This window comes from uncultured Psychrobacter sp. (genome assembly GCF_947500265.1).
Lineage (GTDB): Bacteria > Pseudomonadota > Gammaproteobacteria > Pseudomonadales > Moraxellaceae > Psychrobacter.
This window is the reverse complement of sequence record NZ_CANMRN010000004.1, coordinates 296409-318879: the sequence shown is the minus strand read 5'-3', so window position 1 is coordinate 318879 and position 22471 is coordinate 296409. Positions and strand designations below refer to the sequence as shown.

Genomic DNA, 22471 nt, shown 5'->3' with positions numbered 1-22471 from the left:
GTTATCCCTATTGTGAAGAATCGGCTATTTGCACGATTTGATTTAAAATTTTTGGTAAAGCCTCAAACATCTGAATGTTATACATCTCATTACGATGTTGATGATCTATACCCTCTAATTCGATTTCTTGTTGCAAACCATAAGCCCCTATTTTTTCAGACTTTTGGTTGAATATGCGTGCACCACTGGCCATAACTAATGTGGCATCACAATTACTTTTGTCTACATTACATGTGACACTGTCTTGTTTCACTTCAACCTTAAGTACTGGCTGTAAACATTCATCTTTTGGAACAAAAAAATTAACTTTCATATTTTTTTTGAACCCAGCATTTTCAGTCATAGCAATGACTGAGTCCTTCAGGAGAGTCTGTCCTTTAAAGCCTGAACCCGTCGCATAAAACGGTCGTTTCGACTGACTGGCAAAAGCGTGGTATATTAAAGGACCAAAACCATCAAATGGAATTTCACCGACTTGTTCGGTATGTAAGCTTGGGCATAAAACGCGAGATTGCTTTGAGTCACCTACTGGAGCAGAACTATCAAGCAAAATCCTGTCTCCAGAGCGCACGGGTAAACGATCACTGCTGTTGACAGGGAAATCTAATTGCGCAGTAACCCTCGCACCTTGACGTTCCAAAACAGTCGCTTCCCATATTGGAATCAGAATATTACGTCCTGCTGCCTTATCTGAATGATAAACATGGACTTTCATTCCGGTACTTAAGCGTTCCCCCGCATCATCAATGGTAATGTTATGACCACTTGAACTTAAGACTTTTAAATCAGAACGAGTAAATTGAATCCCTTTTTGAAATTGTTGGCCTAATTTCAAAAGTGCGTTTTTCAATACAACCTCTTTACGTGCCTCTAGAGAAAAACCCATTCCTTCCGAAATCACCTCTTTAATATCATCTGTTGCATGTGCTGAGTAAATAACGCGACCAGAACGATCAATCATTTCAGCAAAAACCTCACTATGGAGAACCTGTTGCTGAGTTATTTTTCCAATCTGCTGTTGATAGGCAATGACAGGAATAACATTAATTCGAATAAAAAATTCAGGTAACTCACGTTGGTGAATGTCTTCACTTTGCGCTAATGCAGTCTGTTCACTAACACTTTGTGCCATAGTACTATAGCGTTGATTGACTGGAGTCAAAGTAAATGAAGCTTGCTCCCCTACTGCATCAGAAAAAATTTGCTCAATTAAATCTTCTGACTCGCCTTGATAAGTCAGTACATCAACCACCAATGCTTTAGGTTTATTCATAGCCTGACGAGTATTGGTTGATAGTTTACTAAAGCGCTTAGTACGACCCTGCATCAATATTGGGACAGCTACAGCGTAATCACTGTCCGCATGCACCACACGTAACAAATCGCCATCTATTGAACTCAGCTCATCTTGTACAGTGATGCCTTGTTTAAAGCCTTTATCTAAGACTAAATAAGATTTCCATCGATCAATCACCTGAGTCTCAATTTCAGAAACTTTAAGTTTCGATTTTAATTGATTAGTCAACTGATTAGTCAGTGTAAACAACGTGCTTTGAAACTTTTGTTTAATGGCAGCTTTTGTTGCAGGGGAATCAATGTCAGGCGTTAGTACTTGAATCGGTTGCGACAGTGTTGCACTGTCACTATAAATGACTTCACCTGATAATATGTTAGTGAGTTTTAAGCTTAGGGTGACTGGCAAAAAAATTTCTGTTGTTGAGTCTTTTTTTACAACATATTCACTCGCACGTAAAACGTCTAAAGAGGCTATATAAGTACGATTTTTAGTTTTTTGCGAAATAGTGTCGACAACTTGATCACCGAAACCTTGTTTTAAACCTTGTAAAAACAACTGCTCGGCTTGTTTACGAATGATTTCATTATCAATTGCTTGGCTGAAATCACATACAATAGAAGAACCATTCTCTTCATATTTGCTAGGATCGGTACGACAACCTTGTTCTAACCCAAAAACACCTTTCGATGGGTAGATTTGAATGTTCGCATTTGCCCATGCTGACACAAACATCGGTATCACCAAGCATAACGCTTTAAGTTTTATTTGCACTGAATACCACCCATGCAAAGTGTGATTGTATTTCCTGCTTGTAGACGCTCGGCGCTCGATAGCATTGGGCTTACTTTACGTAGTGCTTTTGCCAATTCTCCACTAATTGGCTTGGCACTCTTATAGGTCATAGTCATCTCAACAAACTTGCCATTTTGAGTGCGAATATCGATATTTTCAGCGCCATCCATCTCATCTAGGGCAATATACAAATCATCCCCAAGACGTGAAGTTACAATGCCAGAAGCACTTTTCAAGAAAATGGTAATCTCTTTACCGTACATAGTGCGGTTCTTTGCGTAACCTAAAATCTGTGGTCCAACTTGGCTAACTGCTAATTCACCCAGTTTCTTTGCTACATTGGTACGGCATGAATCTGTGGTTGCACCTGTTGAGGACTCTGTACGAGTTTCCCCGCCCATCAAAGTTGAATCATCTACTGAATAAATCTTAAAGCTTACCGCACCATCGCAGACAAATTGACCCGTGGCATTTGAACGACCACGATCATAAATATAAGAGCTACCAGCCATAAACCAGTCCGCTTTTTCTTTACGCGCGGCAATTACTAGTTTGTCAAGCTCTGCATCACTCATGAGTTGTTGAATCGTCATACTACGGCCATTTAGATACTGACTTCTGAAACGATCAGAATCCAGCAACCGCAAATCATAACGAGAGGCTGCACTTGCAATTGAATTTAAGGTTTGATTATTACGCTCAGCTTTAACACTTGGTGTTTGATATTCCACATATTTCACAAAACTTTGAATATCATTTTGACGTTCAGACTGGCTATATTTTGCAGACTCATTAGCATTGTAGCTACTTGAAGATGCTGATTTACCTGAATTATTGTGGCTTGATGAGCGGGCAGCAACACCTACACCGGCCCCGTAATAATTACCATAGGCATAACCTGCGGCAGCTGATGAACGCCCTTTTGAAGAATAAGAGTCTGATGCACTGGCTTTAGCATTTTCACTAGCTTTGTAACTTGCATCTTCATCATAGCTATAGCTACGGTCTGAAAAATAAGAGGTAAATTCTTTAACTGGCTTAGAGTTATCTTTTGGTACGCCGAAGTATTCATCCATCACAATCATAATTGGACTGGTTCGACTATTTTTCTGCGCCAATCCTAAATCATTAAGAATGGTACGAAATTCTTGGTCATCCATCTCTAGACTAACTTGAGTGACCAACTCATCATTGCTGTTAGTATTACTGCCTCGGTTCAACACATAATTATTATCAACTTGTTTTACAATGTCATTTAAATATTGATCCGCTTCATTCATCGCTTGTGGACCATTGATACGTTTAATAAGAGCAATGACGGCATCAGTTTTTGCATTGTTGTATGCTTGGTTACGTGTACCATTCAGATCTTTTTTTACAATAGGTGTAGCACCCTCACCATTCACTTTAATAATTTCAGCATTACTAACTTGAACAGCTAACAAGCACAAAAGTGTCAATATAGCCTTCTTCATAACTTACCCTCTTAATTAGAATTTTTAGTTATCTTTATAATTTTTTACTAAATTTTAAACTCAGGGCTTACTTGACAAATATCTTTATCAACAATGAAAATTACCCTCTTTTAAGTTTACGTAAGTCATAAAATCAGAGCATTATATACAAAAAACAAACATTCAGCAAACAAATGTTAGTATAGAGCCTAAAAAATAACTTTACTATTATTGCTTTTCAGGAAAATATTGCTGTAAAAAGATAGAACAACTTATTAATGATATGAGGTTTAAGCCATAGTGAAGTAACAATGAACCTAAATTTGGTAAACTAAATATATTGACAAGAGTTTGTTCATGCATCTTATTTTGACGCCATAGATTTGAACCCGTTATAAAACCTATCTAAAGTTACCTCATAGCTTGTACTACATTATGAAGCCTCAGATTCTCGTATCATGCCCTTGTAGATAAGACTATTGGATATGGTAGTAACTTACCTTTTCACCACTGTAAAAACTGGCTGAAAGATAGCCTGTTTTTTGATCCTCAAACTCTACGCCTTTAATACTAGCTTCGACGGAATAGTCCTGATTTTTTTGGTTCGAATCCGATTAAGCCTGTCAGATTCAAAAAGCCCCAATCTTAAGATTGGGGCTTTTCTTGTGCGTGTTATTTGAGGGCATTATTGAAAAATCTATGGTTGTATCAACGATACAATGATGGTTATTCAATCAGTTACAAGTCAATTAAAAGGTGATTATCGCCAAGACGTGCTCGGCCCTCAAAAACTAATACCCTCTTCTTGACATGTATTCAGTACTTCGGAGGTAGCTACATAAATATTTTTAATACTAAAAAAGGCGCTTCTGAATTATAGAAACTCCTTACCGAATAGTCGTTCGAATATTAAATCGCTTAAAATATTTCATCGTTTCGCAGAGTAAGAACCTCATAGCCGTCAGAAGTAACCGCAATGGTATGCTCCCACTGAGCAGATAGCTTTTTATCATTGGTGATTACAGTCCAGCCATCTCTTTTGACTTTAACTTTGGCTTTACCTTGATTGACCATTGGTTCAATGGTGAATGTCATACCTTCTTGTAGGACTAGACCTTTTCCTTGATGTCCGTAATGTAGCACTTGCGGTCCCTCATGCATTTCACGTCCAATACCATGACCGCAATACTCTCGCACTACTGAATAGCCTTGCTGCTCAGCGTAACTTTGGATGGCATGACCAACATCACCTAGCGTTGCTCCAGGTTTCACCACTCGTATTCCTTCCCACATAGCTTCATAGGTCTGATCAACCAAGCGTTTTGCAAGTGGTGCCACCTCACCTATCAAATACATTTTGCTAGAATCAGCGATAAAACCTTCTTGTTCTAGGGTAATATCCACATTCACAATATCACCCGATTTGAGTATTTGATGATCTGAAGGAATACCATGACATACCACGTTATTCACCGAGGTATTTAATGCATACTGATAACCATACTGACCTTTACTGGCTGGACGTGCACCTAACTGATTGACAATATAGTGCTCAGCAAGGTTATTGATGTCCATCGTAGAAGTACCGACTGTAATTTGCTCATCGAGATAATCAAAGACAGAGGCTAGAAGTCGCCCAGACTCGCGCATTATTTCCAATTCTGCTGCATTTTTAAGTATGACCTTATCCATCTATAAGGTTCCTTACATTGACATCAGCTTGTCTCATTTGCTCATTGATAATTTGGTTGTAAGACATATTCGGGTTAGCTTCAGCAAGCATGCCTATCTTCATCCAGTATTCAGCTTGCGCGTTGATGGAGCGCACCATGACTGCACTTGCTTTACGAATATCTTCATGCAGCTCATCATCAATTTTAACAATACCCATAAAAACACCTTGATATACGAAACGTATATGAATCGTATATCTATTTTTGTATGGTTGCAAGAAATAACGTATCGCTCAACCTCGATTTCCTTGTATTGAAATCATGTGAATTCAACTATAGCTTGAGACTGATAGCAAAAAACCACCTATTAAAGTGGTTTTTTACTGCTGATTCTCTACTCAAACGTGGTGTAGCAAGCTTTCAAAAATTTCTATTTAAAAAATCATGTGAGCACATACCGCAATAATTGGTAATGAGATAATAGTTCTTAATAGAAAAATGACTAATAACTGAAAGAAGCTCACTGGAATTTTTGTCCCTAAAATCAATCCGCCTACTTCTGACATATAGATCAATTGAGACACTGACAAGCAAGCGATAACAAATCGCGTTAACTCTGACTCTATTGAAGAACCAATAATAGCCGGTAAGAACATATCGGCGAAACCTACCATGATCGTTTTTGACATTTCTGCGGCAAAAGGTATGTTCAATAACTCTAAGAATGGAATAAACGGCATACCTAGATAATCAAATACAGGTGTTTCTTCTGCAACGATTAGACCCATAGTGCCAATTGCCATAACGACAGGCAGTATCCCAATCCACATATCCAAAATATTTTTTAGACCATCTCTTAAGAAAGTAAGAAAACTTGGACTTTTATCTGCTTTTTGGACGGCTTTATGTAAACTGTGGGTAAATAATGTTTTCCCTTCGGGCATGGTTTCATGATCTCTATCACTGTTTTCGATAGTATAAGTATCTTCAATCCTAGATAAAGGCAATAACCTTGGGACTATTAGCGCACAAACAATGCCGCATAGAGCAACGACGCCAATCATATTGATAAAGTAGCTCTCGAGCTTAACCTGAGAGATGACAACCAAACAGAATGTAATCGACACTGCTGAAAAGCTTGTAGCAATAATTGCCGCTTCTTTTTTGGTATAGAACCCACCTTCCAATTGTTTATCGGTTAATAACACACCGATAGTGCCATCGCCCAACCATGACGTTAAACAATCTACAGATGACCTACCTGGTAAGCCAAATAAAGGTCTCATCACTTTACTTAGTAGAACCCCGAAGAATTCTAATAAGCCAAAATCAAGCAATAACGGTAGCAGCAATCCAGCCAAGAAAAATACAATAAAAAGTATTGGCATTAACTCATATAATATTAAGCCGCCAATATTTTCTGAATATATTGACTCAAACCCAAATTTGAAATAGGTCACGACAACAAAGAACGCACCAAGCATCCTAATAATAAGCCAAGGCGTTGTAACGTTTAATAAATTATTCAAAAACGCATTCTTCAGAATAAATGCAGGTTTCATGATTTTAGTATATAAGGTGCAACACAAGGTAATCATGATTGAGGTGACAACCAATAACGGCAAAAGATCACCGATATAACCCTGTATATAATCTTTCAATACAGATATAGGAATGGTAAATCCTTCTGCATAGGTGACAAACTTACCGTCAACATAAGGAATTGGAAATACGAAAAGCATCAAACCTATGATAGATGGGATAAAGAACTTCAAAAACTGTTTGATATTGATACCGCTAGCATCTCGACTTGCAGCGCTGGCTTTAATAATGTCCATATTATTTTTACTCGCAGTCCCTTTTTAACCAACCTAAAGAAGGTTTTAACAAACCCCTTTAGGCTAGATTCTTTTACTCATTTTAAATATTCAGTACTAGTAATTGCTCAAAAGTGTGTGGGTCACTTTTTCTAAAATTTTAAATATTCTGGTCGAGTCATCTTTTGAGTTGTTATACAAAGGATTTATCTCTGCCATTTCCCAGCAGCACACTTTCTTATTCTTAATTAACTCTATATTAAGTTGCATCGCTTGCTCGTATGACAGGCCATTCATTGCAGGTGTACCGGTTCCTGGCACATATAAAGGGTCGACACTATCAACATCAAATGACACATAGATATGATCGCAATATTCTAGTTTTTTGAAGATTTCCTCTACAGTAGAACTGATGCCTTTTTGGGTTATCTCAGCCACGCTATATAAAGGGATTTTATGTCTTCTAATTAGATCCATCTCTTCTTCTTGATAATCTCTAACCGCACAAAACACCACATTTTCTGGCTTAATTGATGGCTCGCTTGATGCCATAAATTTCAACTTTTCCCAATACTCTTTTTCTTTTTCAGAAAGCTCGTTACGCTGACATTCTAAATTATCAATGGCACATGCCATCGCCAAGGGCATGCCATGCATATTTCCTGATCCACTGGTATATGGTGAATGAAAGTCAGCGTGTGCGTCTATATAAACCACGCCGATTTCAGCATCAGGATGTGCCATTTTTAGGCCATGCATCGTGCCTGCACAGCTAGAATGATCACCTGCAATAACAATCGGAAATTGATTCTCATTTCTTATATCTTTGATTTTATGCGCCAATTTAGAAATAACAGGCTCAATTACATCGGCGTATTTTGCATGCTTAAATGGCGACTCTTCTTCATGTATATATTCATTTTTTATACTATCAAGTTGCAATTTTTCATAGTAGTCTGCGTTCATCTCTTTTGATGATGCGCGCAATGCATCGATTCCTAATGACGCGCCTTTTTTATGCCCTGCGACGTCTGAATAAACTTCTACTATTCGCACGTTTTTCATTAAATCATTCATTATTTTGTCTCTATTAAATAAAACAATTTTTTCATCATTTGAGTCCAAAACTGGCATTGAACTCCTATTTTCTATATTCAAATGACTTATGATGCGGCCATCGCTTCATCCGTCTCTAGGCTAAGATCTTTGCTATGAGCTTTGACTACCGAATAGAGGTTTTTAGGGTCTTGTTGCTGAGGAATCAAGTCAAGCAGCTCATATGCGTCCTGCTTTTTGATCAAATCACGCAAAAATACCAAAGCCGTAAAGTCTTCTGAGGCAAAACCAACACCATCAAATACAACCAAGTTATTTTCGTTGGTGCGTACTTCTTTTTCACCGTTTACGATGCGGTGAAACTCTGTCACAGGGAAATCTTGAGAGAGCTGTTGAATGTCGCCTTCAATACGGGTTTGCGGTTCAAATTCCACAATCACATGATCGGCTCTTAACAAGATGTTGGCATCCAGCTCCGTTTTTCCAGGACAGTCACCACCGATGGCGTTAATATAGACGCCTTTTTTGACCATATCATCACGGAGGATGGTGGCGTTTTTCTTATCTGCGGTACAAGTGGTGATGATATCTGCGCCTTCAACTGCTTCTTCTACCGTTTTGCAAATAATAATTTCTAGGCCTGAGTCGGCAAGGTTATGCGCTACTTTTTCAGATGCGGCTGGGTCGACATCATACAAACGCACTTTTGAGATACCCACGACTGCCTTCATACCCATTGCTTGGAACTCACCCTGAGCACCATTACCGATAAGCGCTAAAGTCTGGGCGTTTTTAGGCGCACAATGTTTGGCAACCAGTGCAGAAGTCGCTGCCGTACGTAAGGCAGTCAAGATACACATCTCTGTCAGCAGAATGGGATAGCCGGTATCGACATCAGACAATAAGCCAAAAGCGGCTACCGTCTGCAAATCGCGCTTGGTATTGATTGGATGGCCATTGACATATTTGCACGCAAACATTTCACCATCGCTGACAGGCATCAACTCTATGACACCGTCTTTGGAATGAGAAGCAAAACGACTGGATTTTTCAAAACTATCCCAACGAGAAAAATCTTGTTCTAAAGCATCTACCAATTCTTTTATGGTCTGTTCTATACCATAGTTACTAATGATTTCAGCCATCGCCTGTACGCTAACAAATGGCACACCCTGCTTCTGTGATACGATAAATTTAGACATTAATTTTGCTCCATTCCTTGAATATTATTTATTTAACCGACAATTAATATGCTACCAATTATAATTGTCAGTTAAAATGTCAATAATTTACTAAATATGGACATTTTTTTGACACATTGTTAGGTGCTACTTAGCATAATGTCAAAATCTAATGAAGGAAGCATTTTTATGGCGTATTACACTTATGACTCTTTAGATAGCGAACTGATATCTGAACTTCGACAAGATGGTCGAGCAACCATCTCCAACCTGGCTAAAAAACTCAAAGTCTCTCGTGCCACTGTCCAAAACAGATTGGATAGACTGATTCACAACGGTGCTATTTTAGGATTTACGATTCGAGTGCATGAGGCACTAGACAAAGAAACGGTCAAAGCGATGATGATGATTGAGGTAACAGGGAAATCTACTTCACAAGTGATTAGGAAACTGCGGGGTATCCCCCAATTGATTAAGCTGCATACAACCAACGGGGCGTGGGACTTGGTAGGAGAGATACACACGACGAGCTTGAGAGAGTTTGACGAAGTGCTGCGTCAAGTCAGAGAGATTGATGGCATTTTGAATAGTGAAACAAGTGTTCTGCTTTCGAGTTTGTAATATAGGCATATCTAGAAAAATATGTTCAGCACAGTCTAAGAATGCAACGCCCTAGCCCTCCTTAGACTGTCATCTAGTAGTATCAATATTTTGATTTATTGAAATAATCAAATCTACTATCAGCTCTGAGTATGCTTATACATTCCCAGATGTAGAAAACCCCAATCGTAAGGATTGGGGCTGTTTTTATGCCTGCAATAAAAGAGCTGTAGCAGAAAACCTTTATTTTTAGAGATCTTTAATCAAAAATGGTTATTAAGCGTCATCATGGTTCACTTAATAACCCAGTCGAAAGCAGATACCCTTTCCACATGGTGGAATGACTTGTTTCTTATAAGATCTGGCAAGCCTCATTAAAGTCCAATCTTGGCAAACGGCTGTATAATTGATCGGGTTCGCCATAACCTATATTAATCAGTAGATTTGAGGTCCATTTGCTACCTTCAAGAAAGGTTTTATCCACCAGTTCATTATTAAATCCAGACATGGGACCGGTATCTAAACCCAAGGCTCTACAAGCCAAGATCAGATAAGCCGCTTGCATAGAACTGTTTCTAAACGCCGTTTCTTGTATGAGTTCAGGGCTAGAGTTAAACCATGATCTGGCATCCGTATGTGGAAACAATTTAGGAAGTTGCTCATAAAATTCATTATCATGAGCGACAATCACTGTGATAGGTGCTGTCATTGTTTTTTCGATATTACCTGATGACAGTGCTGGCTCTAAGCGCGCTTTAGCGTCATCAGATTTAAGAAATATAAAACGCGCCGGTGAACAGTTGGCCGAGGTAGGTGCCATTTTAACTAAATGATAGATCTCTTCAAGTAGTGCATCTGGTACGTCTTTTTTTTGCCAAGCATTAAAGGATCTGGCCTTGCCAAACAGCTGGTCAAGACTTTCTGAAGATAACGATAGAGAATCAGTCATAGTACGTCCTAATTGATATTAATTTTTGGATAAGAATTGGAGGATTTTGTTATTGGTTGAGCAGGTCTCTGTGATTGTGCTGGCATGGCCACCTGTCACCATCAACTCAAATTGAGCATTCTGCATATTTTCAGCTAAAGCCAGACCGCGTTGCCATGGCACCAAAACATCATCGAGGTTGCTTAAAACTAGTGTTTTATTTTTGATATGCTTGGCATTTATCAGGGGCTGATAAGCCTGCAAGGCTTTTAGTCTCGTTGAGACGTTCTCGACTGGCGCAAAGTGAGCGATGGCTTTATTTTCTTTTTGCGTGAGTGTATCTATGTTGTCTGAGATCCAGATCGGTGGGTACAAAAATATCGCTTGGGCACGTACAAATGCTTCTACCCCTGTATCTTGTAGCAAACTGGTTCGCATGCTAAAACATTTAATAGTGTGAGGATCTAGGCTTTCCCATCCATTTAAGATGACCAGTTTATCCAACAATTCTGGCGCTTTATAAGCGACTTCCATACCAATAAATCCGCCAAGTGCATGACCAACGAAATGACAATTAGACAGCCCTTCTTGTTTTAAAATTTCGATTAATTGATCCGCTAAATCTTGCATGGAATAGTCATCGGGTAAGAGATCGCTATCAGGTGATACCCCCTCTTGTTCATAGCAAATCACATTATAATGCTCGGTAAAACTTTCAATTTGAGGTAACCAAAAATCAGCATGCCCGCCTAAACCTGAACTAAATACGATCGTTTCTGTCGTGTCGTTCTTACAAGGATATTTTTTAACTAACATAGGGTTTCATCCAATTTTAGTAAGTTTCAAATTGCGGTAAAAGTATCTAATAGCTTATAAAATCAAGCTAAATTAAACTGACTAAATCAATTCAACGGTACGCTCATCACTTTCATCATATTCATACGTTACAGTTTCTTCGAAATTTCCGACTTCGCTTTCACCTTTACTTTCGATGGTCTCTTGAGATTTAATATATTTAATTAGCGCGTCTATGGTGCCGACCTTTAGATTATGAGTATCGGCGAATTTCATCAGATCATTTCTACGAGCCATTTCACCATCTTGGTTGATAATCTCTACAATAACCGCAGCAGGCTCTAAACCAGCCAGTCTCGTTAGGTCACAACCTGCCTCCGTATGCCCAGCCCGCTCTAAGACACCGCCTTCTTTAGCCACTAATGGAAAAATATGACCTGGGGTTACGACGTCATCAAAGGTAACGTCTTGAGACACGGCAGTTCTGATAGTCTGAGCTCTATCTGCCGTTGATATTCCGGTACTCACCCCTTTTGCTGCATCAATGGAAACGGTGAAATTTGTACTGTAAGGTGCTTGGTTGTCTTTGCACATCAGAGGTAATTTTAATTTTTTGCAACGCTCGGAGGTCAAGGTCAAACAAACCAAACCTCTGGCATGGGTAATCATGAAGTTAATATCATCAGGTTTGGCGAGACTTGCTGCCATAATGAGGTCACCTTCATTTTCTCTATCCTCATCATCCATGATTATAACCATCTTGCCTGCTTTAATATCTTCAATGATTTCTGGTATTGTATTGATATTCATAGAATCCACCATTTGCATTTAAATTTGCTTTTGTATGTTGTTATGTAGAGCCTGTTGTCAATTAATCACACGCTCTACATAACGTCCTACGTTTGCTAGGCCGTATAGCTACTTCATAGAGATAGTGGTATTTACGCCTTCACTAGCATCTTCATCAAACCAGCGTGATATCACGGTTTTCGTCTGTGTATAAAACTGCACCGCTTGCTTACCATAAGGACCTAAGTCACCGAGCTTACTGGCTCTAGACCCTGTAAACGAAAACATCGGTAGCGGTACTGGAATTGGTAAATTGATACCAACTTGTCCAACATCGATATCTTGTTGGAACTTATGGGCATGGGCGCCAGACTGGGTGAAAATTGCGGTGCCATTACCATTTGGATTGGTATTGATAATCTTAATAGCTTCCTCAAGCGTGTCGGCATACATAATGCATAGGACAGGGCCAAAAATTTCTTCGGTATAGCAGCTCATATCAGTGGTTACGTGATCTAAGATGGTTGGGCCAACAAAGTTGCCGTTTTCATAACCTGCTACCTGACAACCACGGCCATCGAGTCTGAGAGTTGCCCCTTCATCAATTCCCGCTTGGATTAAGCGCTCGACACGGGCTTTGGCTTGCTTAGATATTAGCGGACCTAAATCTTTATCATCCTTGCCAGCAGACACTACTAGCTGTGCTGATTTTTCTACAATCTCATCAACCCACTGTTTAGACTCTCCAACCAATACCACGACAGACAGTGCCATGCATCGCTGACCTGCTGCACCAAATGCTGCCCCTGCTAGCTGATTCAGACTTTGTTCTTTATTGGCGTCAGGCATGATAACGGCATGGTTTTTCGCACCCATCATACATTGCACACGTTTGCCAGCCTGACCGGCTCGATCATAGACATGCTTACCCACTGCTGTTGAACCAACGAAAGATATTGCTTTTATGTCAGGGTGATCGCACAGCGCATCCACCGTATTTTTACCACCATGAACGACACTTAACACCCCTTTTGGTATACCTGCTTCAAGGGCCAACTCGACCAATCTCATGGTAACGATTGGGTTTTGTTCAGAGGGTTTTAAGATGAATGTGTTGCCTGTGGCGATGGCCATTGGAAACATCCATAGAGGAATCATGGCAGGAAAATTAAAGGGAGTAATACCTGCACAGACACCTATTGGCTGTTGAACGGTATACATATCAACACTACTGGCGACGTTTTCGATGTAGCCCCCTTGTTGCAAGTTACCGATACCTGAGGCGTGCTCTACGACCTCAAGACCTCTAAATACATCACCTCTAGCATCTGCCAGTGTCTTACCTTGTTCTTCAGTCAGTAGCGCCGCCAACTCATCCATATTTTCACGTATCAGTTGTTGATACTTTAGAAACACACGCGCTCTTTTGCTGATTGGTGTGACACGCCAGCTCTGAAAGGCTTCAGATGCCGTTTTGATAGCTTGCTCGATTTCCTCAGGTGTTGATTGTGGTACCTTGGCGATAACTTCTTGCGTGGCTGGATTGGTGATATCAATCCATTCTGTGGTAGTTGACTCGGTAAATTCGCCATTAATCAATTGTTGTACGCTGCGTGGTTCTGTATTCATGACACGATTCCTTAAGGTAATATCAAGTAGGGTTTAATTTTATGGATTGAGTTTTAAGAGCGGCTCTGATGTAGCGATTTCTCTCTCAGTGGTCACGCTCACCTCTTTTTGTTTGTTTTTAAAATTGAAAACGAGATTCATAAGAATGGCCAAGAAAGTAGCGGTACCGATACCGCCTAAATCAAAGCCTGCAATGTTTAGTGAATAGTTGCCAGTACCTAAGATTACTGGGACGGCGGCTACCAACATATTGCCATTCTTACTGAAATCAATTTTTGCATTCATCCAAATGCGCGCACCAGCGATCGTGATTAAACCAAAGACAACGATTGAAGCACCGGTCAAAATAGGCACAGGAATGGTACTTACCAACGTTCCAAACTTAGGGGATAAGCCCAATAAGATTGCAAAGACACCTGCTATGACAAAGACAACTGTAGAGTAAATTTTGGTCGCGGCCATCACGCCGATGTTTTCTGCATAAGTCGTCATACCAGTACCGCCTACCGAGGCTGAAAGCGTGGTACAAAGGCCGTCAGCGAAGAATGCTCTACCCATATAAGGCGAGATGCTTTTGCCAGTCATGGCTTCTACTGCTTTGAAATGTCCAAGGTTTTCAGCGATCAAGATGATAAAGACAGGTGCAATGACTAATATGGCATTGGTCTCAAAGACAGGAGAATAAAGGGTTGGAATACCGAACCAAGCGGCATTTGCAATTGGACTAAAATCAATAGGCGTGCCCATGCCCAATACATTCGTTAATAGGAAATAAATAAAATACGCAGCGACCAATCCGATTAACAGTAACAGGCGCCTGACCATACCTTTGGTGAATACAGCGACTGAACAAATACATAATACGGTGACTAACGCCATCCAAGAGTCAAAGCTACTGCCGATGACGCTTTGTATGGTGACCGGCGCTAAGTTTAACCCGATAATCATCACAATGGACCCAGTGACCACAGGTGGCATCAAATTTTCAATCCACTCTGTCCCTGTTTTCATCACCAGCAGACCCATCAGTGCATATAAAATCCCGCAGACAACGGTACCTCCCAGCGCAATACCAATATTTGGATTGATACCAGTGCCGCTATACCCTGTTACTGCTGCAACCGCTCCGATAAATGCAAAACTAGAGCCTAAATAACTTGGTACGTGACCACCAGTAATAAGAAAGAAAAGTATCGTACCTATACCAGTAATCAGCATGGTCAAGCTAGGATCAAAGCCCATCAGTAAGGGAGCTAAGATTGTCGCACCGAACATTGCAAATGAGTGCTGTGCGCCTAACACCACACTTTTACCCATTGGTAAGTATTCATTGATACCTACCGGTGTCGTTTCTAGGTTCCCGGTGTAGGGACGCCATTTCACAAACCATTTATCCATTTTGAATATCCTTAAAAAAAGTAGAGGTGTGATACTTAGTTTTTGCACTTACTCAATTGATGGTAGTCTCGATTGAAATAGATGAGACTTTCGCAATCAGGCTTGTGTTTGATATCCAATACTTCACAAATAAGAATATCGTGGGTCCCCACCGAGCTGATGAGTTTGATTTTGCAATCAAAGGAGTTGCTGGCGTCCTCTAATACAGGCGATCCGGTTGACAGCGTGGACCAGTTGCCTTGCTCAAATCTTTCTTCCAGCGCCTTTTTGCCACCGAACACACCGCTTAAATCTTTATGTTCAAGACCAAGTGTGTTGACGCATAGCACCATATTTTCTTTAAAAAACTTGTACACAGAAGCGCTTCGGTTTAGACACACTAATAGGGTTGGCGGTTCGTCAGTGACACTGCACACCGCTGATGCTGTAAATCCTGCTCGCCCTGCTGGACCTTCAGTGGTAATAATGTTCACGGCAGCAGCCAACTTACTCATCGCATCTCTAAAAGACTGCTGCATGTCGGTTAAGCTTCCTGCCGTAGAGGTGAATGATTCTTTAGACTTATGTTTCATTAATGAGGATTGCGTTACTTGGCTTTCTTTAATTACTGTATTCATCTGTCATTTCCTTTTAAACAATATTCCGCCACATGTGTAGTCAACTAAAGCGCCCTACTACAGTCCAATGCTAGAGGGTTCAATGTCAGGTAACTTTAAATTCACTAACTGCAGTTATTTTTAAACAGGTTTTTATCCAATGTGCGCTATGGACGCGATTTCGACGAGGGCGTCTGGTTTCACCAATCCACATTGGATACAAAATCTTGCTGGCTTTTCATTGGGAAAAAATTCTGCATAGACTTGATTGACCGCGTCATAATCTGCCCAATCTTTTACAAAGATCGAATTAAACGTCACATCATCCATATTACCGCCAGCGGTTCGAATAACGTTTTGAATCGTTGTTAACACGTGGCGAGTTTGAGCAGCGGCATCACCCACATGTACGACATCGTTGTTTTCATCAAAGGGCAAGGTGCCCGAGACATAGACGATGTTGTCGGCCTTAGTCGCTGGTACATAAGGGGCCAATGGTTTGCTAGTACCTTCAGGGATAATCACTTGTTTAGACATATCTACATTCCTATTACGGTTAGATTAAGTATGAAAATCGTGGTTTAGGTTGCTAAAAACTGGCTAAGTAAAACGTTAACTATCTGAAAAGCACTGCTGCATGCTGGCAACATCGGACACCCAACCAAAAAAGGTTTTTACGTTATATAGTGTGGCCTCATGAGCCTCTACTGGCCCTGCTTGATAACAAGCGTCATCTAACAACACACCAAAATACTCAAGAAAAAATCCATCTCGAAGCGTCGATTCAACACAGACGTTGGTCGCAATACCTGTGAGCAAGAGATTACGTATGCCCCGTGATCGCAATACACTATCGAAATTGGTGTTTGCAAAGCCGCTATATCGAGGTTTATCTATAACGATGTCTTGAGGTGCAGGGCTAAGCTCGTCAACTAACTCATAATCCCAGCCGCCTTTTGCTAATAGCGTTCCCTCAATTTCAGGATTCTTACGCATGGTTTTTAGGGCATTTGATTTGTGATAATTGGGCGATCCACTACCACCCGCTTCGACATACTTGTTGTCCCAGCCATTTCTGAAATAGATGACTTGTATGCCAGATTGATGCGCAATATCCACGGCTTGCTTGATTTTATCGATGACGGGCTTGGTCGCTGTGACATCAAACCCAGCCAAATCTAGATAACCACCTTGGCTGGCATACGCGTTTTGCATGTCCACGACGATCAATGCCGTCTGGGATGGATCTAACTTGATAGGTTCAGGCAACGACTCTAAAACAGGAGAGGATTCCTTGGTAAAGTCCGCACAAATTGTATTAACCGAATTCATATCTGCTCCTTTTATTAGGCTTCGCTGACAGCTTGGCTGGCCACTGGGGTATCAACATTGATGCGGCTCTGCATCAGCGGTTGAATTCTGCTACCGAAATCTTCCACGCCTTGCACGAAATCATCAAAGGTCAGTAGAACGCCATCCGTACCTTGTACTTCAGCGACTTCGTCTAACATGCTGGCGACGTTTTCAAAAGAGCCAACCAGCGTACCCATGTTGATATTGACTGGTGAAACACTTGAGGCCATATGACGAACGTTGGTATCTTTGCCTGAGGTTTTGTCCTTACCGCCTTGCGACTGCAACCAATCAATGGCTTCGAAATCCGCACCATCATTGTATGATTGCCACTTTGCTTGGGCTTTTTCATCGGTCTCATCTGCAATGACCATAAAGAGGACATAGGTCGGAACGTTACGACCCGTCTTATCCGTGTGTACCTTTAAGCGATCATTGATACCGGCATAGGCAGTTGGCGTGTTCAGACCTTTACCGAAGACAAAGTTGTAATCAGCGTATTTTGCAGAGAACGCCAAGCCTGTGTCTGATTGACCCGCACAGATAATCTTCATATCCGCTTTTGGAATGGGCTTCACTTGACAGTCATCCATTTGGAAGAACTCACCCTTCAAATCAGATTGGCCTGTTGCCCACAGATCTCTCAAAATTTGTACATATTCAGATAGGTAGTCATAGCGCTTACCAAAATAATCGTCGCCAGGCCACATGCCCATTTGTCCATATTCTGCTTCTTGCCAGCCAGTCACGACATTCAATCCAAAACGCCCGTTTGAGATGCTATCAAGCGTTGATGCCATTCTCGCTACGATTGCTGGCGGCATGACCAACGTCGCCGATGTGGCATAGATTTTTATCTTGGATGTGACCGCAGCCAACCCTGCCATCAAAGTAAAGCTCTCGAGGTTGTAATCCCAAAACTCAGTTTCTCCGCCAAAACCGCGCAGTTTGATCATCGAAAGCGCAAAATCGAACCCATAGTGCTCAGCCCGTTGCACAATCTGTTTATTTAGCTCAAATGTTGGTTTGTATTGCGGCGCGTTTTTTGAAATTAACCAGCCGTTGTTGCCAATCGGACAAAAAATACCTATTTCCATGATTTCACCTATACGTTTGAGGAAGAAAAGAGCGATAAAAGAAATAAAGATTATTTCATGTTTTTTATGTAGCATAATTTATGCCAAATTAATTAGTTTTTATTTATCAACAACTTATATCATTTTCACACAAAAATTATTAAACCATATGGTCTAAAAATATGCAGAGAAATAGTGCGTGCTGTTATAAATTGGTGCAAAGTGTTATAAAATAGTGCACAAATGTATAAATTGTTTATGAGAATATTTTGATGGTGGTTTGAATGAAAATAAGGTGGAATAAGCAGCAGAAAAGACTGGTCAACAGCAGGTTACTATAGTTAGTGAACCTGCAAACCGATATCGTATTGCTCGCTGTTGGAGTAGTTGGCATATCTATTTTGATCAACCAGTAGCATCTGCATTTGGTTACTTCTACCCTTTTTTAAATTGAATCAACTATCATTTAAAACTAGGTTTTTTGGCTTTACGATGAGGGAAAATATAGTGAAAGAATACGCACTAAAAGAAGAGACAGAGACGAGTGCAAAGATATTAAAAAAGAAAGAACATATCATCAATGCTGCATTGATCGTATTTTCCCAAGAGGGGTTAAATGGCGCGCGCATGGAGCAAATTGCCGAAGAAGCTGACATATCTAAATCGAATATATTTTATTACTTTCAAAGTAAAGAAGTTCTGTATGTTGCTGTTTTAGAAAAGGTGCTGAGTAAGTGGCTATCGCCTTTGAGTGAGATTAACGCCAACCAAGATCCAAGGGTTGCCCTTAAGACCTATATTGAAGAAAAGTATAAAATCTCAAAAAAATCGCCTGCAGCATCGAGACTATATGCGTTAGAGATTATACAAGGAGCACCTCATTTGATGGCCGTATTAAAAGGCCCTTTGAGGTCTTTGGTTCGTGAAAAGGTAGCAGTGATTGATGGCTGGATTGCAGATAACAAGATTAAGTCCGTGTCTGCCATCCATTTGATTTTTCATATTTGGGCAGTCACTCAGCACTATTCTGATTTTTCTACGCAAACTGAAGCGGTGTGTAATCATAGCTTGAGAAATAAAAAGTTCGCTAATGAGGCATTAAACACTAGCATTCAACTTCTGGTAGATAGTTTGATTCCGTGATTTGATATGAGTAAAGTACGGCTACCCAATTAGGAAAGCCCCAATCTAAAGATTGAGGCTTTTTTTATGTCCATCATTTAAGGGCTGTAATTTAAATAAAGACTATAGTTTAAATAAAACACTACATGGCTAAGACTTCTTTTCTCCAACCCCTATAGTCACGATTGCATAAGGATGACTTGGGAGAACTCAGCACCTACAAGTGAGGTTAGCAACCAAAGTAAGTAGTGATATAATGTCCTGATAATTTATATTTTATAAAAGGGTTACATTATGGCTCGTACCGCTAGCGCATTGCACATTTTAGTAAAACATAAAGAACAAGCTGAGGACATTATTGCCAAGCTTAAAAAAGGTGCTAAGTTTGATGTACTGGCCAAGCGATACTCAACCTGCCCATCAGGTAAAAAGGGTGGCAGTCTAGGTGAGTTTGGTAAAGGTGATATGGTAGGGCCATTCGATAAGGTTTGCTTTACCGGCGAACTATTTACCCCGCATTTAGTAAAGACCAAATTTGGCTGGCATGTCGTAAAAGTCCTTTATAGAACTTAAGCATTGGCGCTTTGATTGTAAGCCAACTGAGCTATATCTCAAATATTTTCCTGATTCATATATGATTTATCATCGTGATAATTATGTGCGAATCAGGACTTGGTTTTTGGTCGACCTACCCCTTCTAATCCTTACGTCAAACTACCCTTATTTTATTTAAGCAGTATTTTACTTAAGCAGTTTTCTACGAGTTAAGGTCAAATAGTGAGGTGGCGAGACAAATTGTAATTAACCTTTAAAACCTTTCGGTAGTTCCGGTGCAGGCAAGCGCTTCATATCAGAGTCAACATTGCCGAAACGCTCATGGCCATTATTCCAATCAATAATAGATTGCTCAATCTCAGCTTTGTTATCAGCAACGAAGTTCCACCACATTAGCACTTGGTTATTAAGCGGTTCGCCGCCGATAAACATGATACGTGTGCCCTTTTTGGCAGCCAACTTAATACTTTTATTATTGGCGGCATCGCTATCATGAAAACGGAATAATTGATCTTGCTTGCAAATATTGCCTTCAGACTTTACTTCCCCTTCTGAAACCAAGATACCGTATTCAAAGTCTGGCTCTAAATTCAATGTTGCTTCGCCATCTTGTTTGAAGTACACATCTATACCGACCAGTTTTGAATACTGAATGGTAGACGCTGCAAATGTCTCACCTGATGTATTGGTATAACTGCCTGTCGTCAGTATCATCTCTACGTTGCCCTCGCTCCACGTTGGTAGCTCAGGATAATGATGAAAACTGCGTTCGATTTTCTGATCGGTGGGAAGCGCAATCCATAGCTGCACCATACTGATACCACGTGCAGCATTTTCTGAACCGCCTGTATCTGGAAAGACACTTTGCTCTGTATGACTGATACCTTGGTGCAGACCCGTACCTGCGGTCATGACATTAACTTGGTTTTTGGTAATGACTTGCTCATTACCCAAACTGTCTTTATGTAGCACCTCACCATTTAGCATCCAGCTGAAAGTCTGCAAGTTAGTATGCGGATGGCGACCCACTTGCATCCCTGCGTCATCTTGACCAAAATCAGCAGGACCTGCATGATCTAAAAAGCACCACGCACCGATAGGTTTTTTGCCTTTGTTAGGTAGTAAACGTGCGATAGGAATACCGCCAACATTAGCCAGTTTTGGCTCTAATGTTTGAATACTCATGAAATTACTCCTTTCTTGATACTCTATATATTACAAATAATGAGCGTGGAAAAGTGTTGAATGGTTGTTGGTACTTCCATGCTCAATACATCGGCAGCTGACATCTTATCATTTAGCGTTTTACTATTTATATTAACACTGCTGCTAATGGCAAAGATATAAACAACGGTGCGGTAGTTTTACTGCTTACTTTCTCTGCAGCACTATCTAAATTTATTATGCCACTACAGGTACAATAAAAAGGATATATAATTGACGCATCTAAAATATGAGTACTGAAAACATGGATATCGAAGGCAATACTGCTGATCAAATAGAAATTATCTATGAAGATGAGTATATAGTAGCGATTAATAAAGAAGCTGGTCTGTTGGTGCATCGCAGTTGGCTGGACAAAGGTGAGACACGCTTTGCCATGCAGCTCACACGTGATGCGGTAGGCTGCCATGTGTTCCCAGTGCATAGGTTAGACAAACCCACATCAGGTGTGTTGTTGTTTGCCAAGAGTTCAGCCGTGGCACGTAGCCTTACCGAAGCGTTTGCTGAACGCAAAGTGACTAAGCAGTATTTGGCCGTGGTGCGCGGCTTTATGTCTGAGCAAGGTACTGTTGACTATGCGTTGAGCTTTAAGCTTGATGCCATTGCCGATAAATTTGCCAACTTAGATAAACCTGCTCAAGAAGCGGTCACCCACTGGCAAAGTTTGGCACAAATTGAGCTACCATTTGCAGTATCAAAGAAGCATGCCACTAGCCGCTATAGTCTGGTGCGCTTAACGCCTGAAACTGGACGCAAACATCAGCTGCGTCGGCATATGAGACATGTATTCCATCACATCGTGGGTGATACCAGTCACGGCGATATACGTCATACACGATTTTTTCGTACTCACTATGATTGCACGCGTATGTTGCTGCATGCTCAGACTTTGGCACTCAGCCACCCCGTCACTGGTGAGCCACTAGTACTAAAGGCGGGATTAGACGATCAATGGATGCGTATCTTAGAAGAGTTCTCTTGGACAGATAGTGCTGAGGTTTAAGTTCCTAGTGGGGACTTGAAGCTTAGGTTGTAGGCTAATGGTATCTCAGGTTTAAACTGCTAAAACGATCACAGTGTACCTACTCTACATATTTTATTCATGATCGATGCACTATACACTTATTGGTTTCCCA

The 22471-nt window shown here is 40.6% G+C and carries 20 protein-coding genes and 1 pseudogene; 4 read left to right on the top strand and 17 right to left on the bottom strand.

The genetic code is table 11. The features are described from left to right. Positions 1-7: 7 nt before the first annotated feature. From Q0788_RS08430 to Q0788_RS08400, 7 genes are all read right to left on the bottom strand, one after another. Positions 8-2029 (bottom strand): hypothetical protein, encoded by a 2022-nt coding sequence (locus Q0788_RS08430; protein ID WP_298809547.1) that lies wholly within the window; start codon positions 2027-2029, stop codon positions 8-10. 29 nt (positions 2030-2058) lie between these two features. Next, positions 2059-3564 (bottom strand): hypothetical protein, encoded by a 1506-nt coding sequence (locus Q0788_RS08425; protein WP_298809545.1) that lies wholly within the window; start codon positions 3562-3564, stop codon positions 2059-2061. A gap of 897 nt (positions 3565-4461) precedes the next feature. Further along, entirely contained in the window at positions 4462-5235 is a 774-nt protein-coding gene (map, locus tag Q0788_RS08420) for a type I methionyl aminopeptidase (RefSeq protein ID WP_298809542.1), read from the bottom strand. After that, positions 5228-5434, bottom strand: a complete 207-nt coding sequence (locus tag Q0788_RS08415) for a ParD-like family protein (protein ID WP_057761037.1) — start codon at positions 5432-5434, stop codon at positions 5228-5230. Before Q0788_RS08415 ends, map begins: the two co-directional genes overlap by 8 nt. Before the next feature lie 216 nt (positions 5435-5650). Next, on the bottom strand, positions 5651-7054 hold the full coding sequence (locus tag Q0788_RS08410) for a YjiH family protein (protein ID WP_298809539.1): 1404 nt from the start codon (positions 7052-7054) through the stop codon (positions 5651-5653). Between the two features lie 96 nt (positions 7055-7150). After that, positions 7151-8167 carry an arginase gene (locus Q0788_RS08405; protein ID WP_298809536.1) on the bottom strand — a complete coding sequence of 339 codons (1017 nt, stop codon included), beginning with the start codon at positions 8165-8167 and terminating at the stop codon, positions 7151-7153. Between the two features lie 29 nt (positions 8168-8196). Next, positions 8197-9291: an ornithine cyclodeaminase gene (locus Q0788_RS08400; protein WP_298809534.1), complete on the bottom strand. Its 1095-nt coding sequence runs from the start codon at positions 9289-9291 to the stop codon at positions 8197-8199. A gap of 168 nt (positions 9292-9459) precedes the next feature. Here Q0788_RS08400 and Q0788_RS08395 point away from each other — a divergent pair, with 168 nt between their 5' ends. Then, positions 9460-9891: an Lrp/AsnC family transcriptional regulator gene (locus Q0788_RS08395; protein ID WP_057761040.1), complete on the top strand. Its 432-nt coding sequence runs from the start codon at positions 9460-9462 to the stop codon at positions 9889-9891. 331 nt (positions 9892-10222) lie between these two features. On the opposite strand, the gene Q0788_RS08390 is transcribed toward Q0788_RS08395, so the two are convergent. The 9 genes and pseudogenes from Q0788_RS08390 to rutA all read right to left on the bottom strand — a co-directional run bounded on the left by Q0788_RS08390 (position 10223) and on the right by rutA (position 18455). Continuing rightward, positions 10223-10819 (bottom strand): malonic semialdehyde reductase, encoded by a 597-nt coding sequence (locus Q0788_RS08390; protein ID WP_298809530.1) that lies wholly within the window; start codon positions 10817-10819, stop codon positions 10223-10225. 18 nt (positions 10820-10837) lie between these two features. After that, entirely contained in the window at positions 10838-11614 is a 777-nt protein-coding gene (gene rutD, locus Q0788_RS08385; protein WP_298809527.1) for a pyrimidine utilization protein D, read from the bottom strand. Positions 11615-11785: 171 nt separating this feature from the next. Beyond that, positions 11786-12403, bottom strand: a pseudogene (gene ribB / locus Q0788_RS08380) (3,4-dihydroxy-2-butanone-4-phosphate synthase); the annotation flags it as partial. Between the two features lie 108 nt (positions 12404-12511). Continuing rightward, on the bottom strand, positions 12512-14011 hold the full coding sequence (locus Q0788_RS08375) for a CoA-acylating methylmalonate-semialdehyde dehydrogenase (protein ID WP_298809525.1): 1500 nt from the start codon (positions 14009-14011) through the stop codon (positions 12512-12514). A 39-nt stretch (positions 14012-14050) separates the two neighbouring features. After that, entirely contained in the window at positions 14051-15418 is a 1368-nt protein-coding gene (locus tag Q0788_RS08370; protein ID WP_298809614.1) for a solute carrier family 23 protein, read from the bottom strand. A 26-nt stretch (positions 15419-15444) separates the two neighbouring features. Further along, positions 15445-16026, bottom strand: coding sequence for a flavin reductase (locus Q0788_RS08365; protein WP_298809523.1), 582 nt, complete (start codon positions 16024-16026; stop codon positions 15445-15447). A gap of 132 nt (positions 16027-16158) precedes the next feature. Next, on the bottom strand, positions 16159-16542 hold the full coding sequence (gene rutC / locus Q0788_RS08360; protein ID WP_298809521.1) for a pyrimidine utilization protein C: 384 nt from the start codon (positions 16540-16542) through the stop codon (positions 16159-16161). Between the two features lie 75 nt (positions 16543-16617). Next, the gene (gene rutB / locus Q0788_RS08355) at positions 16618-17337 is read right to left on the bottom strand and encodes a pyrimidine utilization protein B (RefSeq protein ID WP_298809519.1); all 720 of its coding nucleotides are present in this window, start codon (positions 17335-17337) and stop codon (positions 16618-16620) included. 14 nt (positions 17338-17351) lie between these two features. Next, positions 17352-18455 carry a pyrimidine utilization protein A gene (gene rutA / locus Q0788_RS08350; protein ID WP_298809517.1) on the bottom strand — a complete coding sequence of 368 codons (1104 nt, stop codon included), beginning with the start codon at positions 18453-18455 and terminating at the stop codon, positions 17352-17354. A 486-nt stretch (positions 18456-18941) separates the two neighbouring features. On the opposite strand from rutA, the gene Q0788_RS08345 reads away from it, so the two are divergent. Continuing rightward, positions 18942-19577: a TetR family transcriptional regulator C-terminal domain-containing protein gene (locus tag Q0788_RS08345; RefSeq protein ID WP_298809515.1), complete on the top strand. Its 636-nt coding sequence runs from the start codon at positions 18942-18944 to the stop codon at positions 19575-19577. A 273-nt stretch (positions 19578-19850) separates the two neighbouring features. Next, positions 19851-20129: a peptidylprolyl isomerase gene (locus Q0788_RS08340; protein ID WP_102078430.1), complete on the top strand. Its 279-nt coding sequence runs from the start codon at positions 19851-19853 to the stop codon at positions 20127-20129. Positions 20130-20357: 228 nt separating this feature from the next. On the opposite strand, the gene Q0788_RS08335 is transcribed toward Q0788_RS08340, so the two are convergent. Then, complete coding sequence (locus Q0788_RS08335) at positions 20358-21296, bottom strand: pirin family protein (protein ID WP_298809512.1); 939 nt, start codon at positions 21294-21296, stop codon at positions 20358-20360. A 283-nt stretch (positions 21297-21579) separates the two neighbouring features. Between Q0788_RS08335 and truC the strand changes: the two genes are divergently transcribed. Further along, on the top strand, positions 21580-22338 hold the full coding sequence (truC, locus tag Q0788_RS08330) for a tRNA pseudouridine(65) synthase TruC (RefSeq protein ID WP_298809611.1): 759 nt from the start codon (positions 21580-21582) through the stop codon (positions 22336-22338). Positions 22339-22471 lie beyond the last annotated feature (133 nt).

Coding starts and splice junctions, on each gene's coding strand:
- Q0788_RS08430 (WP_298809547.1), bottom strand. CDS start 2,029: ATGTTTGTGTCAGCATGGGCAAATGCGAACATTCAAATCTACCCATCG.
- Q0788_RS08425 (WP_298809545.1), bottom strand. CDS start 3,564: ATGAAGAAGGCTATATTGACACTTTTGTGCTTGTTAGCTGTTCAAGTT.
- map (WP_298809542.1), bottom strand. CDS start 5,235: ATGGATAAGGTCATACTTAAAAATGCAGCAGAATTGGAAATAATGCGC.
- Q0788_RS08415 (WP_057761037.1), bottom strand. CDS start 5,434: ATGGGTATTGTTAAAATTGATGATGAGCTGCATGAAGATATTCGTAAA.
- Q0788_RS08410 (WP_298809539.1), bottom strand. CDS start 7,054: ATGGACATTATTAAAGCCAGCGCTGCAAGTCGAGATGCTAGCGGTATC.
- Q0788_RS08405 (WP_298809536.1), bottom strand. CDS start 8,167: ATGCCAGTTTTGGACTCAAATGATGAAAAAATTGTTTTATTTAATAGA.
- Q0788_RS08400 (WP_298809534.1), bottom strand. CDS start 9,291: ATGTCTAAATTTATCGTATCACAGAAGCAGGGTGTGCCATTTGTTAGC.
- Q0788_RS08395 (WP_057761040.1), top strand. CDS start 9,460: ATGGCGTATTACACTTATGACTCTTTAGATAGCGAACTGATATCTGAA.
- Q0788_RS08390 (WP_298809530.1), bottom strand. CDS start 10,819: ATGACTGATTCTCTATCGTTATCTTCAGAAAGTCTTGACCAGCTGTTT.
- rutD (WP_298809527.1), bottom strand. CDS start 11,614: ATGTTAGTTAAAAAATATCCTTGTAAGAACGACACGACAGAAACGATC.
- Q0788_RS08375 (WP_298809525.1), bottom strand. CDS start 14,011: ATGAATACAGAACCACGCAGCGTACAACAATTGATTAATGGCGAATTT.
- Q0788_RS08365 (WP_298809523.1), bottom strand. CDS start 16,026: ATGAATACAGTAATTAAAGAAAGCCAAGTAACGCAATCCTCATTAATG.
- rutC (WP_298809521.1), bottom strand. CDS start 16,542: ATGTCTAAACAAGTGATTATCCCTGAAGGTACTAGCAAACCATTGGCC.
- rutB (WP_298809519.1), bottom strand. CDS start 17,337: ATGAATTCGGTTAATACAATTTGTGCGGACTTTACCAAGGAATCCTCT.
- rutA (WP_298809517.1), bottom strand. CDS start 18,455: ATGGAAATAGGTATTTTTTGTCCGATTGGCAACAACGGCTGGTTAATT.
- Q0788_RS08340 (WP_102078430.1), top strand. CDS start 19,851: ATGGCTCGTACCGCTAGCGCATTGCACATTTTAGTAAAACATAAAGAA.
- Q0788_RS08335 (WP_298809512.1), bottom strand. CDS start 21,296: ATGAGTATTCAAACATTAGAGCCAAAACTGGCTAATGTTGGCGGTATT.
- truC (WP_298809611.1), top strand. CDS start 21,580: ATGGATATCGAAGGCAATACTGCTGATCAAATAGAAATTATCTATGAA.